Annotated in this window: 17 protein-coding genes; 12 read left to right on the forward strand and 5 right to left on the reverse strand. The window is 61.8% G+C overall.

Translation table 11 applies throughout. The features are described 5' to 3' along the window. The 9 genes from KX729_RS06125 (at position 1) to KX729_RS06165 (ending at position 6,892) form a co-directional block, all read left to right on the forward strand. On the forward strand, positions 1–639 hold the full coding sequence (locus KX729_RS06125) for a cytochrome c oxidase assembly protein (protein ID WP_246617426.1): 639 nt from the start codon (positions 1–3) through the stop codon (positions 637–639). 52 nt (positions 640–691) lie between these two features. After that, a complete protein-coding gene (locus tag KX729_RS06130; protein ID WP_219741546.1) occupies positions 692–1,570 on the forward strand; it encodes a cytochrome c oxidase subunit 3 in 879 nt (292 codons plus the stop codon). 146 nt (positions 1,571–1,716) lie between these two features. Then, on the forward strand, positions 1,717–2,487 hold the full coding sequence (locus KX729_RS06135) for an SURF1 family protein (RefSeq protein ID WP_376775926.1): 771 nt from the start codon (positions 1,717–1,719) through the stop codon (positions 2,485–2,487). 58 nt (positions 2,488–2,545) lie between these two features. Continuing rightward, positions 2,546–2,911, forward strand: a complete 366-nt coding sequence (locus KX729_RS06140) for a DUF1304 domain-containing protein (protein WP_219741547.1) — start codon at positions 2,546–2,548, stop codon at positions 2,909–2,911. A gap of 3 nt (positions 2,912–2,914) precedes the next feature. Further along, entirely contained in the window at positions 2,915–3,931 is a 1,017-nt protein-coding gene (gene ispH, locus KX729_RS06145; protein ID WP_219741548.1) for a 4-hydroxy-3-methylbut-2-enyl diphosphate reductase, read from the forward strand. A 222-nt stretch (positions 3,932–4,153) separates the two neighbouring features. Next, complete coding sequence (locus KX729_RS06150) at positions 4,154–5,119, forward strand: homoserine kinase (protein ID WP_219741549.1); 966 nt, start codon at positions 4,154–4,156, stop codon at positions 5,117–5,119. Beyond that, on the forward strand, positions 5,116–5,556 hold the full coding sequence (rnhA, locus tag KX729_RS06155) for a ribonuclease HI (protein ID WP_219741550.1): 441 nt from the start codon (positions 5,116–5,118) through the stop codon (positions 5,554–5,556). The genes KX729_RS06150 and rnhA overlap by 4 nt, the downstream gene beginning before the upstream one ends. A gap of 150 nt (positions 5,557–5,706) precedes the next feature. Continuing rightward, positions 5,707–6,510 (forward strand): endonuclease/exonuclease/phosphatase family protein, encoded by an 804-nt coding sequence (locus KX729_RS06160; RefSeq protein WP_219741855.1) that lies wholly within the window; start codon positions 5,707–5,709, stop codon positions 6,508–6,510. A gap of 73 nt (positions 6,511–6,583) precedes the next feature. Next, entirely contained in the window at positions 6,584–6,892 is a 309-nt protein-coding gene (locus KX729_RS06165; RefSeq protein WP_219741551.1) for a Dabb family protein, read from the forward strand. 46 nt (positions 6,893–6,938) lie between these two features. On the opposite strand, the gene KX729_RS06170 is transcribed toward KX729_RS06165, so the two are convergent. Together KX729_RS06170 and KX729_RS06175 are read right to left on the reverse strand one after the other, a co-directional pair. Next, on the reverse strand, positions 6,939–7,424 hold the full coding sequence (locus tag KX729_RS06170) for a peroxiredoxin (protein WP_219741552.1): 486 nt from the start codon (positions 7,422–7,424) through the stop codon (positions 6,939–6,941). A 129-nt stretch (positions 7,425–7,553) separates the two neighbouring features. Then, positions 7,554–8,405 carry a protein-disulfide reductase DsbD domain-containing protein gene (locus KX729_RS06175; RefSeq protein WP_246617427.1) on the reverse strand — a complete coding sequence of 284 codons (852 nt, stop codon included), beginning with the start codon at positions 8,403–8,405 and terminating at the stop codon, positions 7,554–7,556. Between the two features lie 171 nt (positions 8,406–8,576). Between KX729_RS06175 and KX729_RS06180 the strand changes: the two genes are divergently transcribed. The 3 genes from KX729_RS06180 (at position 8,577) to KX729_RS06190 (ending at position 10,724) form a co-directional block, all read left to right on the forward strand. Next, positions 8,577–9,182: a YqgE/AlgH family protein gene (locus KX729_RS06180; RefSeq protein ID WP_219741553.1), complete on the forward strand. Its 606-nt coding sequence runs from the start codon at positions 8,577–8,579 to the stop codon at positions 9,180–9,182. Positions 9,183–9,283: 101 nt separating this feature from the next. Further along, positions 9,284–9,475: a CsbD family protein gene (locus KX729_RS06185; protein WP_219741554.1), complete on the forward strand. Its 192-nt coding sequence runs from the start codon at positions 9,284–9,286 to the stop codon at positions 9,473–9,475. 190 nt (positions 9,476–9,665) lie between these two features. After that, a complete protein-coding gene (locus KX729_RS06190) occupies positions 9,666–10,724 on the forward strand; it encodes a zinc-binding metallopeptidase family protein (protein WP_219741555.1) in 1,059 nt (352 codons plus the stop codon). 289 nt (positions 10,725–11,013) lie between these two features. On the opposite strand, the gene KX729_RS06195 is transcribed toward KX729_RS06190, so the two are convergent. From KX729_RS06195 to KX729_RS06205, 3 genes are all read right to left on the reverse strand, one after another. Beyond that, on the reverse strand, positions 11,014–13,920 hold the full coding sequence (locus tag KX729_RS06195) for an EAL domain-containing protein (RefSeq protein WP_376775927.1): 2,907 nt from the start codon (positions 13,918–13,920) through the stop codon (positions 11,014–11,016). A gap of 212 nt (positions 13,921–14,132) precedes the next feature. Beyond that, complete coding sequence (locus tag KX729_RS06200; RefSeq protein ID WP_219741556.1) at positions 14,133–14,744, reverse strand: GNAT family N-acetyltransferase; 612 nt, start codon at positions 14,742–14,744, stop codon at positions 14,133–14,135. A gap of 45 nt (positions 14,745–14,789) precedes the next feature. Further along, positions 14,790–16,088 (reverse strand): M16 family metallopeptidase, encoded by a 1,299-nt coding sequence (locus tag KX729_RS06205; RefSeq protein ID WP_219741557.1) that lies wholly within the window; start codon positions 16,086–16,088, stop codon positions 14,790–14,792. Positions 16,089–16,110: the final 22 nt, after the last annotated feature.

Consider the following 16,110-nt stretch of genomic DNA (forward strand, 5'->3'; position numbering starts at 1 on the left):
ATGGCTGAGACGCAACAGAAAAATCCGATCCAGAACGGCCCAGTACGAAACGGCCAGGTGAAGCGCGTCAATAACAACGCGATCTTTGCCGGCTGCGTCGTTTTTGTTGCCGGCATGGTCGGTGCAGCTTACGCTTCCGTGCCGCTCTACCGCCTGTTCTGCCAGGTGACCGGCTATAACGGCACGACGCAGCGCGTCGAGCAGTATTCCGACAAGATCCTGTCGAAGCCGATCCAGGTGACCTTCGACGCCAATATCTCGCCGGGTCTCAACTGGGATTTCAAGGCGGCCAAGACGGTCAATCCGAAGATCGGCGAGACCGTGCAGATCGAATATACCGCCACCAACCGCTCGTCCAAGGCGACGACCGGCACGGCCGTCTTCAACGTGACGCCGATGGAAGCGGGTGCCTATTTCAACAAGGTCGAGTGCTTCTGCTTTACCGAGCAGACGCTTCAGCCGGGTCAATCGGTCCAGATGCCGGTGGTGTTCTTCGTCGATCCGGCGATCGCTACCGCGAACGAGACCAAGAATATCAAGACGATCACGCTGTCCTACACCTTCTATCCGAGCGAACCGAAGTCACAGCCGGTTGCCGCTCTGCCGGAAGGCCAGAAGGCAACAGACAAGAAACTTTAAGAGGGATCTGCCAGTTTACTGGCAGGGCAGGCATTCATCCGGGGATTCTGACATGGCCGACGCGCATCAGAAAAATCACGACTACCACATCATCGATCCGAGCCCGTGGCCTATCCTGGCTTCGATCGGCGCTTTCGTCCTGACCTTTGGTGGCGTCGGCTACATGCGTTATCTGCATGGCGGCCAGTTCCACATTTTCGGTCTCGATCTGGCGACCCCGTGGATCTTCTTCATCGGTCTCGCCATCGTGCTCTACACGATGATGGGCTGGTGGTCGGACACGATCAAGGAAGGCAATGCCGGCGCCCATACGCGCGTCGTCTCGCTTCACCTGCGCTACGGCATGATCATGTTCATCGCTTCGGAAGTGATGTTCTTCGTGGCCTGGTTCTGGGCCTTCTTCGACGCCAGCCTCTATTCCAACGAGGCGATCCAGGCGACCCGCACCCAGTTCCTGGGTGGTCAGTGGCCGCCGAAGGGCATCGAGGTTCTCGACCCCTGGCACCTGCCGCTCTACAACACCGTCATCCTGCTGCTTTCGGGCACCTGCGTCACCTGGGCTCACCATGCGCTCCTGCACAATGACCGCAAGGGCCTGATCAACGGCCTGGCGCTCACCGTCGCGCTTGGCATCCTGTTCTCCTGCGTCCAGGCCTACGAATACATCCACGCACCGTTCGCGTTCTCGAACTCGATCTACGGCGCGACCTTCTTCATGGCGACGGGCTTCCACGGCTTCCACGTCCTGATCGGCACGATCTTCCTGGCGGTCTGCCTGCTGCGTGCGATGAATGGCGGATTCACCTCCACCAAGCATTTCGGCTTCGAAGCCGCCGCATGGTACTGGCACTTCGTCGACGTGGTCTGGCTCTTCCTGTTCTTCGCCGTCTACGTCTGGGGCGGCTGGGGCGCACCGCTTCACGCTGGTTGAGACGCGGTCAGGCACAGCCTGAGCAATCGATCCAGTGAATCGATTGCAGCGTCGAACGCCCGAAGCGTAAGCGAAGGGCCGGGGGCCAATATTATTCAGATGGGGCGGCGAAAGCCGCCCTTCTGCTTTCCAGTATCGGATAGGCCATGACTTCCATGCCAGTGACGCAACCAACTGCACACGAGAAGAAGGCTCCAAGCCGCACCCGCACGATCGCCACGGCAGTCGTCGTCCTGCTGTCGCTGGCACTTCTGTTGACGCTCGGCACCTGGCAGGTGGAGCGCCTCCATTGGAAAGAGGGACTGCTCGCCGATATCGCCGAGCGGCTGGCGGCGGCGCCGGTCTCGCTCGCGGAGGTCGAGGAAATTGCGGCCAAGGGCGGCGAAATCGAATATCGCCGCGTTTCCGTCACCGGCACATTCGACCATGCCAAGGAACGGCATTTCTTCGCCACCTTCGAGGGGCAGACCGGATTTTACGTTTACACTCCGATGACGCTGGCCGATGGCCGCATCCTTCTCGTCAACCGCGGTTTCGCGCCCTACGAAATGAAGGACCCGGCCAAACGGCAGGCAGGCGAAGTGCCGGGCATACAAACGGTCACCGGTTACGCCCGCGCGCGGCTTGCCGAAAAGCCGTCCTCCATCGTGCCGGACAACGATCTCGCCAAGAACATCTTCTACTGGAAGGACCTCGACGCGATGATCTCGACCACCGGCCTCGATAAATCGAAGACTGTGCCGTTTTTCGTGGATGTCGATGCCTCCGTCTCCAATCCGGGCGGCTGGCCCAAGGGCGGCGTTACCCAGTTCGACTTGCCGAACAGCCACCTGCAATATGCCGTCACATGGTATGGTCTGGCGGCGGCTCTGGTGGCGGTGGTGATCGGCATGTGGATGCGCGGCCGCCGCGCCTGATCCGCATGGCGCGGGTTCTGTTCATCGGTTATCCTGCGGATATCAAGGGGAGGGGATGATGGCCATTCTGTCGATGATATTTGTGGCGCTGACGGCGCTGCTGCATGTCGGGTTTCTGATCCTGGAAATGTTTCTCTGGACCACGCCGACCGGTCGCAAGATCTTTCGCATGACGCCGGAACAGGCGGAGGCGACGAAAGTGCTGGCCGCCAACCAGGGCCTTTATAACGGCTTCCTTGCTGCCGGCCTCGTCTGGTCGCTGTGGCAATCCGATCCGGCTTTCGCCTTTCAATTGAAACTCTTCTTTCTTGTGTGCGTGATCATTGCCGCTATATATGGCGCGTGGTCGGTCAAGCCGCGCATCCTGCTCATCCAGGGCGGCCCGGCCATTCTCGCACTCGTGCTGACATTGCTGGCGTCCTGATTGATGGCATCTTCCATTCTTGAAAAAAGCCCCCTGGCGATCCGCCTTTGCGGCCCGCGCGGTTTCTGCGCCGGCGTCGATCGCGCGATCCAGATCGTCGTGCTTGCGCTGAAGGCCTATGGCGCCCCGGTCTATGTCCGCCATGAGATCGTTCATAATCGGTATGTGGTCGAGGGGCTGGAAGCCAAGGGCGCGATCTTCGTCGAGGAGCTTGACGAGATCCCCACCGAGCACCGTCAACAGCCGGTCGTTTTCTCCGCCCATGGCGTGCCGAAATCGGTGCCGGAAGATGCCCAGGCGCGAAATCTCTTTTATCTCGACGCGACTTGCCCGCTGGTCTCCAAGGTCCACAAACAGGCCATGCGCCACCAGCGCCTCGGCCGCCACGTCGTGCTGATCGGCCATGCCGGCCACCCGGAAGTCATCGGCACGATGGGCCAGTTGCCGCCCGGCACGGTCTCACTGATCGATACGATCGCTGATGCGGAAGCCTATGTGCCGGAAGACCCGGACAATCTCGGCTACGTCACCCAGACGACGCTGTCGGTCGATGACACGGCGGGCGTCATCGCCAAGCTGCAGGAGCGTTTCCCGAATCTCACCGCACCGGCTGCGGACAGTATCTGCTACGCGACCACCAACCGCCAGGAAGCGGTGAAGGAAGCGGCCCCCGGCTGCGACCTCTTCATCGTCGTCGGGGCGCCGAATTCATCCAACTCGAAGCGGCTGGTCGAAGTGGCGCTCCGGGCCGGTGCCACGCGCTCGCTGCTGGTGCAACGCGCCTCCGAGCTGAACTGGGACGAGATCGGCAATATCCGCACGCTCGGCCTCTCTGCTGGCGCCTCTGCCCCGGAAGTCATCGTCGACGAGATCATCGCCGCCTTCAAGGAACGGTTCGATGCCGAGATCGAGCTGGCGATCACAGCCGAAGAGACGGAGAATTTTCTCGTCAATCGTGAGCTTCGGAGTGTTCCGTTGACCCATGAAGACATGGAGTGGGTGAACGGGGCGAGGGCGTGAGGGCATTTATCGCCGCGCACCCCCCTTTGGCCTGCCGGCCATCTCCCCCACAAGGGGGGAGATCGAATCGCGGCAACGTCTCGCTTATCTCCAACGTTGTTTTTGAAACTGTGTCCGAGCGGCTAGCCAATCTCCCCCCTTGTGGGGGAGATGCCCGGCAGGGCAGAGGGGGGTATATCTCTTCTCAGTTGATCCCATCGAATCCCTTACAGTGAGACCACCTTGGCCGTTTACACCGACATCACCGAAGACGACCTCAAGCGTTTCCTGACCGACTACGACACCGGTGAGCTGACCTCCTACAAGGGCATCGCCGAGGGCGTCGAGAATTCGAACTTCCTGCTGCACACCACCCGCGATCCGCTGATCCTAACGCTCTACGAAAAGCGCACGGAAAAGTCCGACCTGCCGTTTTTCCTTGGCCTGATGCAGCACCTCGCCGCCCGCGGCCTGTCCTGCCCGCTGCCTTTGCCGCGCCGCGACGGCCAGTTGCTCGGTGAACTCTCCGGCCGCCCGGCGGCGCTGATCTCCTTCCTCGAAGGCATGTGGCTGAGGAAGCCCGAGGCAAAACATTGCGGCCAGCTGGGCAAGGCGCTGGCGGAACTGCATCTAGCGGGCGAAGGGTTCGATCTCACCCGCCCGAATGCGCTGTCGCTCGAAGGCTGGAAGGTGCTCTGGGCCAAGTCCGCCGACCGCGCCGACGAGGTGGAGAAAGGTCTGCAGGACGAGATTTCGTCCGAACTGGATTTTCTGGGCAGCCACTGGCCGAAGGACCTGCCGGCCGGCGTCATCCATGCCGACCTCTTCCAGGACAATGTGTTTTTCCTGGGCGACGAGCTGTCCGGCCTGATCGACTTCTATTTCGCCTGCAACGACCTGCTCGCCTACGACGTATCGATCTGCCTCAATGCCTGGTGCTTCGAGAAGGACCATTCCTATAATATCACCAAGGGGATGGCGATGCTCGAGGGCTACCAGAGCGTCCGCCCGCTGTCGAAGGATGAGCTTTCGGCGCTGCCTGTCCTCGCCCGCGGCTCTGCGCTCCGCTTCTTCCTGACCCGCCTTTACGACTGGCTGACGACGCCGGCTGGCGCGCTGGTGGTGAAGAAGGACCCGCTCGAATATCTGCGCAAGCTGCGCTTCCACCGGCAGATATCCTCTGTCGCCGAATATGGGATCGCACCATGAAACAGGTCGAGATTTTCACCGACGGCGCCTGCTCCGGCAATCCCGGTCCCGGCGGCTGGGGCGCCATCCTGCGCTATGGCGAAACCACCAAGGAATTGTTCGGCGGCGAGGCGGATACGACCAATAACCGCATGGAGCTGCTGGCCGCGATCACCGCGCTGAATGCCTTGAAGACGCCTTGCGAAGTCGATCTCCATACCGACAGCAAATACGTGATGGACGGCATTACCAAGTGGATTTTCGGCTGGAAGAAAAAGGGCTGGAAGACCGCCGACAACAAGCCGGTCAAGAATGGTGAGCTCTGGCAGCAGCTCGATGCCGCCAACCAGCGCCACAAGGTCAAGTGGAACTGGGTCAAGGGCCATGCCGGCCATCCGGAAAACGAGCGTGCCGACGAGCTGGCACGGCAAGGCATGGCGCCGTTCAAGAAGAAGTAGGCCGCAGAGGGAAGGCGGGAGGCCCTGCCTTTCGCCGCCTCTTGAGATGGCTGCCGCTTGAGATTATTGCTGCAAGTTGAACCGTTCCCACCCAAGGGGCTTCGCAATTCACGACGTCCCGATCCACTGACAGAACGCTGGCCGATGACCCTGAAGATCATTTCCCTCAACGCCTGGGGCGGGCGTGTTCATGAGCCGCTGATGCGTTATCTGCGGGATGAGAGCCCGGATGTGCTTTGCCTGCAGGAGGTGACGCGCACGCCGTCGGCGTCTGCCGAATGGCTCGTCTATCGTGACGGGGCGTTCGAACTGCCGCAGCGCGCCAGCCTTTATGAAGACGTGAAATGGGTGCTTCCCGGCCATGAATCGGCCTTCGCGCCGATGGCCCGGGGCACGCTGTTCGAAGGCGAGCGTGAGGTGGCGTCCGAATTCGGCCTCGGCACTTTCGTGCGCAGCACGTTTCCGATCCTCGGCCAGCACAACGGCTTCGTACACGGAGCGTTTTCGGCGGATGGCTGGGGACCGCATCCGCGCGCCCGCAACGCTCACGGCGTCCGCATCTTCCGCTACGAGACCGGATCCGCACTGACGATCGTCCAGCTGCATGGCCTGCGCGACCTCGAAGGCAAGGGCGATACGCCCGCCCGCCGGGAGCAGGCGCATGCGCTGGTGGCGCTGATCGAAAAGGTCCGCGAAAGGGGCGAGCCGCTGGTCGTCTGCGGCGATCTCAATCTCCTGCCGGATAGCGAGACATTCTCGATCCTCGGCGAAATCGGTCTCGTCGATCTCGTCACCACTCGCGGCTTTATCGATACGCGCACCTCGTGGTATCCGAAGGAGGGACGGTATGCGGACTATCTGCTGGTGACGCCGGAGGTGAATGTCGCACGCTTCGAGGTGGTGGCCGAACCGGAAGTATCCGACCATCGCGCCCTGCTTCTGGAAATCGCCTGAACCCGGTTGCGCTTGCCGGCTTTGCCGCTAATCTCTGCCCAAAATCAAGAACCCATATCCTGGAGGTCCGCCCATGATCCTGCATTGTGTTTTCGTCCGGTTCAAAGGCGCCCTTCAACCGGCCGACAAACAGGCGCTTTATGAGGCGGTTGCCGCCTTGAAGAACGTCACGCCAGGCATTCTCGACGTCAAATACGGCCCGAACGTCTCGCCGGAAGGCCTGAATGGCGGCTTTCTCGACGGTTTCATCGTCACTTTCGAAAGCCCGGAAGCGCGCGACGCCTATCTTGCCCACCCCGAACATATCACCGTTGGCGAACGCATCGTCGCATCGGCCGATGGCGGGCTGTCGGGCCTGATGGTCTTCGATCTGTCGGTGTGAAAAAGGGCGCCGCAGCGCCCTGTCTCGACTATTGAAATGAAGCAGGTCAGAGCTGCTCGATCATCGCGGCTGCACCCGAAACGGTTGCCTGGCCGGGGCTTTCCTCGACGTTGAGCGACTTTACGACGCCGTTTTCGACGAGCATCGAATAACGCTTGGAGCGCACGCCGAGGCCGCCGGCGGAGAGGTCGGCGTCGAGGCCGAGCGACTTGGTGAAGGCGCCGTCCCAGTCGGCCAGGAAGTGGATCTTGCCCATGCCGCCGGTCTGCTGCGCCCAGGCGCCCATGACATGCCAGTCGTTGACGGCCAGAACCGCGATATCGTCGACGCCCTTGGCGAGGATGGCGTCACGGTTTTCCAGGTAGCCCGGCAGGTGGTTCAGCGTGCAGGTGGGCGTGAATGCGCCGGGGACGGCGAAAAGAACGACCTTCTTGCCGTCGAACAGCTGCTCGGTGGTGATCTCCACCGGACCTTCTGCGGTCTTTTCCTTGAACTTGGCAGCTGGCAGTTTTTCGCCGATGGCAATCGTCATAGGGTAGCTCCTCTTCTTCAGGCGAGCACTACCTCCGGCCCGCCTTTTGCGGCGCACTATAGTCCCGACTTGACATAAGACAAGGAGGACAGGCCGATGGCGCGGACGAAATCAGTCTGCCGAAACAGATCACTCGAAGGCCAGCGAGGTTTCCATGGCACGGTTGCCGGCAATCACCAGAATGCCCCAGCGCTTGCCCTTGATGTCATAGTTCTTGGGCAGCTTGCCGACCGGCATGTCCAGCGAGTAACCGTCGCCGTCCTGCCGGCCGTTGATGCCGTCGAACAACACATGGCCTTCCGGCCCGGTGACGATCACCTGCGGCGGCTTGGTGATGGCTGCCGGCAGTTTCAGCGTCAGGCTCAGCCTGTCGCGCCCATGCGTCATGGCGTAATGGGTCACGGCGAAATCGTCCGACGGCGCTTCGGGCAGCCGCGACATGGCCGTGTTGAGGATCATTGCCTCTTCCACGGGCGTGGCATTGACCGGCGCCAGCGCCAGCGAGAATTCCGCCTGGAAGGGAATGCAGATATTGCGGCAGAGGCCGATGAAGGCGGAGGCGCCGAGGTTCAAGGGCTTCAGGGGATCCTGCACCTTGAGCTCGAAAGGCAACGTCACCGGCTGGTCGTAGCCGATATCGCGCAGCTTGCCGTTATCGATCCGTTTCGGCACGGGAAAGGCAAAGCTGTTGAACGTCACGCCGTCCGCTTTGGAAAACATCACATGCGGCGGAATGCCGGCATCGCCCGGCTCTTTCCAATAGGTGATCCAACCCGGTTTGGGTTCGATCTGCAGCGCGCCGTGCACCGTGCCGTCCGGTTCCGGCGGCATCGCGACGATCCGCATCCGGCCGCCTTCATTGCTGGCCCAGGGTGTCATTTCCGCATGGCAGAACGGCGCAGCCGCAAGTGCCCCGGCAACGACGAGGCAAGCGGCAAGCGTCGCAGACGCGCGGGTCGGAAACATGCGAATAACAGTCATCTTCATCGACCAAGCATTTAATCGATATAGCTGGAGCGAACCAGTCACGAGCGTTTCGACGCCGATCATTTTCGGTTGATTGATCGCCCGGACTGCCCCATCTTGTCTGGAATGGCGCAACTGACGCTTTCTAGTCCGCACAGCCGGACCGGATCGCAGGCTGGAGGCATGATGGCTCTCTCGACCCTGAAGGACAAGCGCGAACGCGGCTTCCTGGACGGACAATTCCTGATCGCCATGCCCGGCATGCAGGACGACAATTTCGTTCGCACGGTGGTCTATATCTGCGCCCATTCGGCGGCGGGCGCCATGGGCTTCATCATCAACCGGCCGCAATCGATTTCCTTCACCGACGTGCTCTTGCACCTGAAGCTGATGGACAAGACGGATGCGATCATGTTGCCGGGCGAGACCCGCAACTTCCCGATCCTGTCTGGTGGTCCGGTGGAAACCGGTCGCGGCTTCGTGCTGCATTCGGACGATTTTTCGAGCGAGTCGTCGATCCCGGTCAGCGACGATATCTCGCTGACGGCCACGCTCGACGTCATCCGGGCGATCTGCGACGGCCGGGGACCGGCACGTGCCACGATGCTTCTCGGTTACGCCGGCTGGGGGCCGGGCCAACTGGAGACCGAGATTTCCAACAACGGCTGGCTCAATTGTGCGGCCAATGAGGAACTGATCTTCGATCGTTCGCTGGAAGGCAAATACGAGCGGGCGCTGGCTATCCTTGGTGTCAGCCCGGAAATGTTGTCCAGCGAAGCCGGCCACGCCTGAGGCTCAAATCTAAAATTTTGAAATGGCCGGAACGAAGCGCGCAGAAGCCGCGTTCTCCTTGTGCAAGACGTTGAAACGTCGACGAAACGAGGAGAAGTCCAATGGGTAGCACTGGTGACAAGATGGCCGGCAAGGCCAACGAACTGGCCGGCAAGGCAAAGCAGGCAGCCGGCGACATGACCGACAATCCGAAGCTGAAGGCCAAGGGCGCCGGTCAGGAAGCCAAGGGCCATGCACAGCAGGCCAAGGGCAAGCTGAAAGAAGCCGCCAAGGACGTCGTAGATCGCGCATAACGGTCGCTCTCGTCCGAAATTTCAAACCTGTTCCGGCTTCGGCCGGGGCAGGTTTTCTATGTCCGGCTCCCTTTGGAGCCGTTTGCTGTTCTTCGTATCGCGGGACAGCTCCACGTCTTCATTTGCGCAATTCCGGACGCAAGACCGCTTCGCACTTTTGCTGGAATTACTCTAGTTCACGGATCTCTCCATGCGCCTCTACGACTGCGATCATTGCGGCCAGCCCATTCATTTCGACAACCGCTCCTGCGTCAATTGCGGCCATAGGCTGGCTTTCGTGCCGGAAAGGCTTGCCATGCATGCGCTGGAGGAAGAGGCGGACGGCACATGGCATCTCGGCGCCGTGCCAGAGCAAAAGGTACGTCTCTGCGCCAATGCCGCCATGGATATCTGCAACTGGACGGTCCTGGCAGACGATCCGCACACATTCTGCCCGGCCTGCCGGCATAATCGGCTGGTGCCGGATGCCTCCACAGAAGCGGGGCTTAGCCAATGGCGCCATATCAGCCAGGCGCAGCGGCATCTCTTCTATTCGCTCCTACGCTGGAACCTGCCACGCACCAATCGAGAGGAGGACCCTGAAGGCGGCCTCGTCTTCGATTTCCTGGTCGACGAGGTGAAGGAGGACGGCACGATCGTGCCGGCCATGACGGGCCACGAGGATGGCCTGATCGCCATCCGCGCGGCGGAAGCCGACGACGTGACGCGCGAACAGGTTCGCGTTTCGATGAACGAGCCCTATCGCACCATGCTCGGCCACTTCCGCCATGAGACCGGCCATTATATCTGGGACAAGCTGGTGCGCGACGGCGGCAGGATCGATGCCTTTCGCGCCGTCTTCGGCGACGAGACAATTGACTATGCCGAGGCGCTGCAGCGCAATTACGAAAACGGCCCGCCGCCGGATTGGCAGGAATATTACATCAGCACCTATGCTAGCTGTCACCCGTGGGAGGACTTTGCCGAAAGCTTCGCGCACTATCTCCACATCGTCGATACGCTGGAAACCGCGCGTGCCTACGGCATGTCGATCGAGCCGCGACGCCACGAGGAACTAGCGGCCGAGGTGGATTTCCGCCCATATGAGGCTAAAAGCGCCGAACAACTGGTCTCCGCCTGGGTGCCGTTCAGCGTAGCGATCAACAGCCTGCACCGCTCGATGGGCGTGCCGGACCTCTACCCGTTCATCCTGACGCCCGCCGTCGTCGGCAAGCTGGAATTCATCCACGGGATGATTCACGGGCGGTGAGCGCCAAGCTCTCATACGAATGGAAGACGGTGCGTCAGCCACCCATCTTCCCCCTTGCGGGGAAGATGTCAGCGGAGCTGACAGATGGGGGTGGTGCCCCAAATTCGACGGGGAGGGTGTTGAACCACCCCCCTCTGTCGCTTCCAGCGACATCTCCCCCGCAAGGGGGGAGATAGGAGTTTGCCGGACCGTCTCTCGTCCATATGCAATAGCCCCGGTTGATTTGGACAAAGGGCGCTGAAACGTAAGGCTGCAAAGTATTGCGTAAAACGCCTAAAACGACGGACGACTAAGCCCGCTTCGTCAGCGGAAAACGTTCCTTCAAGAGCTTTAGCACGGCATCTGCTGCGGCCGGCGGACCGAAGAGATAGCTCTGGCCGAAATGGCAGCCCATCTTGGCGAGTTCGGCCGCGTCCTCGTCCGTCTCGATTCCTTCCGCGACGACCGACATTTCGAGCGCGCGTGCCATGGCGATGACGGAGCGCAGCAAAACCGCCCGCTTTTCCGTCGCGTTGCGCACCAGCGCCTTGTCGAGCTTGATCGTGTCGAACGGGAACTGCGTCAGGTAAGCGAGCGACGAGTATCCTGTGCCGAAATCGTCGAGCGCCAGTCCAAGCCCGGTTTCCTTGAGCTTTGCCAGCACCAGCCGCGCCTGTTCCGGGTTTTCCATCATCAGCGACTCGGTCAATTCCAGCTTGATCTGGCTGGGATTGACCTGGGTTTTCTGCAGCAGGCTGCGGACGTCGTTGTAAAGATCGGCGTTCAGGAGTTGCGCGCTCGACAGGTTGACCGAGACGAAGACCGGCAAATTCCCGGTCTGGCCCTGCCAGTTCATCAGGTCGGACGCGGCGCGGTCGAGGGCGAAAAGGCCGAGCGGCCCGATGAGGTCCGACATTTCGGCGATCGGGATGAATTCCGACGGCGGGATGCTGCCGCGTTTCGGATGTTCCCAGCGCATCAAAGCTTCGAACCCGGCGATCTCGCCGTCCTTCAGGCTGATGATCGGCTGGTAGGCGAGCGAGAGTTCCTTGCGCTCGATGGCGCGGCGGAGGTCCGTCTCGATCTGCAGCTTGTCGGTGCCGGCGGAGCGGAAAGCGGGGCGGAACGGCTCGACGCGGTTGCCGCCGGCGCGTTTGGCCCGGTACATGGCCAGTTCCGCATCGGCCAGCATGCCGGACGCGCTTTCCTGCTGGTCCACCCAGGAGGCAAGCCCGATCGAGGCCGTGAGGATGATCTCGCGATTGGCGAAATTGATCGGCACCATGATCGCCTTGGAGACCGCATCGGCAAAATCCGCCACCTTGCCCGGATCCCGCTCGGAAACCAGGATCAGGCCGAACTGGTCGCCGGAAAGCCGCGCCAGCGTGTCCTGCGGCTTCAGAAGGCGGCGGAGGCGGCGCGTCAGGGCGATGAGGATGTTGTCGCCGGCGGCGATGCCGAGACTGTCGTTCACCTGCTTGTAGCGGTCGATGTCGATCGCCATCACGGTCGGGCGCACGGTATCGCCGCCCGGCGCCAGCGTCAGCACCGATTGCAGGCGATCGAGGAAGACCTGGCGGTTCGGCAGACCGGTCAGGTTGTCGTGCATCGCGTCCTGCAGCAGGCGCTCGACGGAATTCTTCTGTTCGGTCACGTCGATGATCGTGCCGACGCAGCGGATGATTTCGCCGTTCGAGCCGAGAACCGGCCGGGCGCGAATCTGCAGCCAGTGGAAATGCCCGTCTTCGGCGCGGATGCGGAATTCGTGGTTCAGGCGGCCGCGGCGATGTTCGAGCAGCACGTCGAGCGTCGCGCGGAACCGGTCGCGGTCGTCGGGATGCAGCCGCGGCACCCAGTTGCGCACCGGCCCGTGCATGGCGCCCGCATCGAGCCCGAGACGAGTGGAAATATCCGGCGTGGTGACGACGCGGTCGCGCGCTACGTCCCAGTCCCAGACCGTATCGCCACTGCCGGTCAGCGCCAGCGACTGGCGCTCGAGATCGGAGAACAGGCCTTGCTGATAGGCGCCGCCCGCAAAGGCGTGCTGCATGACCGTGAAGCCGATCAGCAGGACGATCAGCACGAGACCGCCGCCGAGTGCGGGCTGGATGATGTCGTTGTCGAGGCGGCCGGTCACCGTCAGCCAACCGCCGAACAGCCAGACCAGGATCAGCCCCCAGGCGGGCACCAGAAGGATGGCGCGGTCATAGCGGTTGAAGCCGAGATAGATGATCAGCAGAATGCCGACCGTGCCGGTCAGCGCAAAGGAAAGCCGCGCGATGCCGGATGCGACGGACGGATCGTAGATCGCCACGCCGCCGAGCAATACGAGGCCGACGACCCAAGCGAGCGTCGCATAGCCCAGATGCACGTGCCAGCGATTGAGATTGAGATAGGTGAACAGGAAGATGACAAGCGATGACGCAAGCGCCACTTCCGCTGCCGCGCGCCAGATGCGCTGGTCCGACGAAGTCACGGCGATCAGCTTGTCGAGGAAGCCGAAGTCGACGCAGATATAGGCAAGCACCGCCCAGGCAAGGGCTGCCGCCGCCGGCAGCATCGAAGTGCCCTTCACCACGAACAGGATGGTCAGGAACACGGCAAGCAGGCCGGCAATGCCGAGCACGATGCCGCGATAGAGCGTGAACGAGTTGACCGTGTCCTTGTAGGAGTCCGGCTGCCAAAGGTAGATTTGGGGGAGCGATGGGGTCGCGAGCTCGGCGACGAAGGTGATGGTCGAGCCGGGGTTGAGCGTGATGCGGAACACGTCGGCATCGGCGCTGGCGATCCGGTCCAGCGCAAAACCTTCCGACGGGGTGATCGAGATGATGCGCTGCGAGCCGAGATCCGGCCAGAACATCTTGGAATTGGCAAGCCGGAAATGCGGGGCGACGATGACGCGGTCGAGCTGTTCTTCGGAAACGTTGGAGAGCGCGAATACCGCCCAGTCGCCTTGGTGTCCAGGGGAGCTGGCACGCACTTCGATGCGCCGGCGGATGCCGTCAGAGCCGGCGGCAGTGGAAACCTGGAAGGCCTCGCCCTGGTTCGTATAGATGTCGGTGGTACGGGTCAGGTCGAGCGCGGTGTCGTCGCGGGCGATTTTGACGGGTTCGGCGGCATGGGCACTGGCAACGGCGAAGGACATTGCGGCGAGGAAAGCGGTGATCACATAAGCGCGGTTGAAGAACGTGATACCCCCCTCTGTCCTGCCGGACATCTCCCCCTCAAGGGGGGAGATTGGAAAGGCGCGCTGCCTTGCCCGATTTGCGTCGTTCGAGATGGGCGAGAGGTTTCCGCGAGTCGATCTCCCCCCTTGAGGGGGAGATGTCCGGCAGGACAGAGGGGGGTGTGCCGAGGCCGGACGGAGCACGAATGCAAACACCGACGCAACCAAACCGACCAGATACGCAATACAAGACACCGCCGCGCTCATAGCTTCAGCATCTTCCCGAATTCACCATCTTCCGGCAGTCGGGAGAACATCAGGTGATCGCGCCATTCGCCGTTTATTTTGAGGTACTTGCGCAATAGACCTTCCCGCTCGAAACCGGCTTTTTCCAAAAGCCGGACACTTTTCCAGTTTTCCGGAATACAGGCTGCCTCGATCCGGTGCAACTGAAGTCCGCCGTAGATATACGGGATAGCCACTTTCAATGCGGCCAACATATGGCCTCGACCGGAATGTTTCTCGCCCATCCAGTAACCGATCATGCAGCTCTGCGCCGCACCGCGCCGGATGTATCCAATGGTAAGGCCGCCGAGCAGGGCATTGTCGTCCCGCTGGAAGAGGAGAAGAGGCACAGCGAGGCCCGAGGAATATTCTTGGCCGCTGCGCACCACGCGGGCGCGGAAGGCGCCTTCGGTCAGTTCGTCGGAACGCCAGACCGGCTCCCATGGCTGCAGGAATCCACGGCTTTCGGAGCGAAGCTTGAACCAGGCCCTGTAGTCGGAATAGCGGGGCAGCCGCAGCAGATGGTCGTCGCCGTAAAGCTCAGGCGTGTCGGGCTGCCTCGACAGAAACCGAAACACCGACTTCGCCATCCTCGTTCTGCTCCGGCCCTGTTCGCGGGAAAGTCGGGCGCCGGCTTAGCCGGCAGCCTTCTTGGTCTGGACGCCCGGCGTGGAAAGCGCCGAAACGATGTCTTCCATCGGGGCGAGCTGTTCGATTGGGCCGACGGCGGACAGGGTCGGAACTGTATCGAAAAACAGCCGTCCGGCAAGATCGGTCAGACGCTCGGTGGTGATGCCTTCAAGACGTTCCATCAGTTCCGGGTTGGGGATAGGACGTCCGTAGAGCATCATCTGCCGGGCGATCTGGCCGGCGCGGGCGGCCGGGCTTTCCTGACCCATCAGAAGCTGGGCGCGGATCTGCGCACGGGCGCGATCGATTTCGACCTGATGGATCGTCTCGGAGGATTTCTTCAGTTCGTCGATGATCACCGGCACCAGCGTCGGCAACTCGTTGCCGCTGGTCGCCGCATGGATGCCGAAAATGCCGGTATCGGAAAAGCCCCAATGGAAGGCATAGACCGAATAGCAGAGGCCGCGCTTCTCGCGCACCTCCTGGAAGAGGCGGGACGACATGCCGCCGCCGAGGATGTTGGCAAGGATCTGCGAGCAGTAGAAATCCCGCATGTGATAGGCCTTGCCCTCGAAGCCGATGAGCACCTGCGCGTCCATCAGGTCGCGGCCCTCGCGGCTGTCGCCGCCGATATAACGGGCGGCATCGAAGACGGGCGGTGCGGACGGCGTCAGCGGCAGCCGGGCGAAACGCTCTTCCACCTGGCGACAGAAGATCTGGTGATCGACGGCGCCGGCAGCGACCACGAACATCCGGTCGGTCGTGTAATTGCGCGACAGATAATTGCGGATCTGGCCGGGCGTGAAGCTCTGCACGGTCTCCGGCGTGCCGAGGATCGGCCGGCCGATCGTCTGCTCGCGGAAGGCAGCTTCGGAGAACTTGTCGAAGACCACATCGTCCGGCGTGTCGTTGGCAGCGCCGATTTCCTGCAGGATGACATGTTTTTCGCGGCGAAGCTCTTCCTCGTCGAATTCCGATTCGGTGAGGATATCGGCGAGGATGTCGACCGCCAGTGGCACGTGGTCCTTCAGAACGCGGGCGTAATAGGAGGTGGTTTCGGTCGAGGTCGCAGCGTTCAGCTCGCCGCCGACATTCTCGATTTCCTCGGCGATGTCGCGGGCACTGCGCCTTGCGGTGCCCTTGAAGGCCATGTGTTCGAGGAGATGGGCAATGCCGTGCTCGTCTGCGGTCTCGTTGCGCGATCCGGACTTGATCCAGACACCCAGCGCAACACTTTCGAGATGCGGCATGGTTTCGGTGACGACCGTCAGCCCGGAGGAAAGCCGGGTTACTTCTACGTTCATGTTCTAAGTCTTTCCGGCGCCG

The organism is Neorhizobium populisoli (assembly GCF_019430945.1).
In the GTDB taxonomy this organism is placed as follows: Bacteria; Pseudomonadota; Alphaproteobacteria; order Rhizobiales; family Rhizobiaceae; genus Neorhizobium; species Neorhizobium populisoli.

What these genes read in the sequence shown, in the direction of transcription:
- KX729_RS06125 (WP_246617426.1), top strand. Translation starts at nt 1, where the DNA reads ATGGCTGAGACGCAACAGAAAAATCCGATCCAGAACGGCCCAGTACGA.
- KX729_RS06130 (WP_219741546.1), top strand. Translation starts at nt 692, where the DNA reads ATGGCCGACGCGCATCAGAAAAATCACGACTACCACATCATCGATCCG.
- KX729_RS06135 (WP_376775926.1), top strand. Translation starts at nt 1,717, where the DNA reads ATGACTTCCATGCCAGTGACGCAACCAACTGCACACGAGAAGAAGGCT.
- KX729_RS06140 (WP_219741547.1), top strand. Translation starts at nt 2,546, where the DNA reads ATGGCCATTCTGTCGATGATATTTGTGGCGCTGACGGCGCTGCTGCAT.
- ispH (WP_219741548.1), top strand. Translation starts at nt 2,915, where the DNA reads ATGGCATCTTCCATTCTTGAAAAAAGCCCCCTGGCGATCCGCCTTTGC.
- rnhA (WP_219741550.1), top strand. Translation starts at nt 5,116, where the DNA reads ATGAAACAGGTCGAGATTTTCACCGACGGCGCCTGCTCCGGCAATCCC.
- KX729_RS06165 (WP_219741551.1), top strand. Translation starts at nt 6,584, where the DNA reads ATGATCCTGCATTGTGTTTTCGTCCGGTTCAAAGGCGCCCTTCAACCG.
- KX729_RS06170 (WP_219741552.1), bottom strand. Translation starts at nt 7,424, where the DNA reads ATGACGATTGCCATCGGCGAAAAACTGCCAGCTGCCAAGTTCAAGGAA.
- KX729_RS06175 (WP_246617427.1), bottom strand. Translation starts at nt 8,405, where the DNA reads ATGACTGTTATTCGCATGTTTCCGACCCGCGCGTCTGCGACGCTTGCC.
- KX729_RS06180 (WP_219741553.1), top strand. Translation starts at nt 8,577, where the DNA reads ATGGCTCTCTCGACCCTGAAGGACAAGCGCGAACGCGGCTTCCTGGAC.
- KX729_RS06185 (WP_219741554.1), top strand. Translation starts at nt 9,284, where the DNA reads ATGGGTAGCACTGGTGACAAGATGGCCGGCAAGGCCAACGAACTGGCC.
- KX729_RS06190 (WP_219741555.1), top strand. Translation starts at nt 9,666, where the DNA reads ATGCGCCTCTACGACTGCGATCATTGCGGCCAGCCCATTCATTTCGAC.
- KX729_RS06195 (WP_376775927.1), bottom strand. Translation starts at nt 13,920, where the DNA reads ATGTCCGGCAGGACAGAGGGGGGTATCACGTTCTTCAACCGCGCTTAT.
- KX729_RS06200 (WP_219741556.1), bottom strand. Translation starts at nt 14,744, where the DNA reads ATGGCGAAGTCGGTGTTTCGGTTTCTGTCGAGGCAGCCCGACACGCCT.
- KX729_RS06205 (WP_219741557.1), bottom strand. Translation starts at nt 16,088, where the DNA reads ATGAACGTAGAAGTAACCCGGCTTTCCTCCGGGCTGACGGTCGTCACC.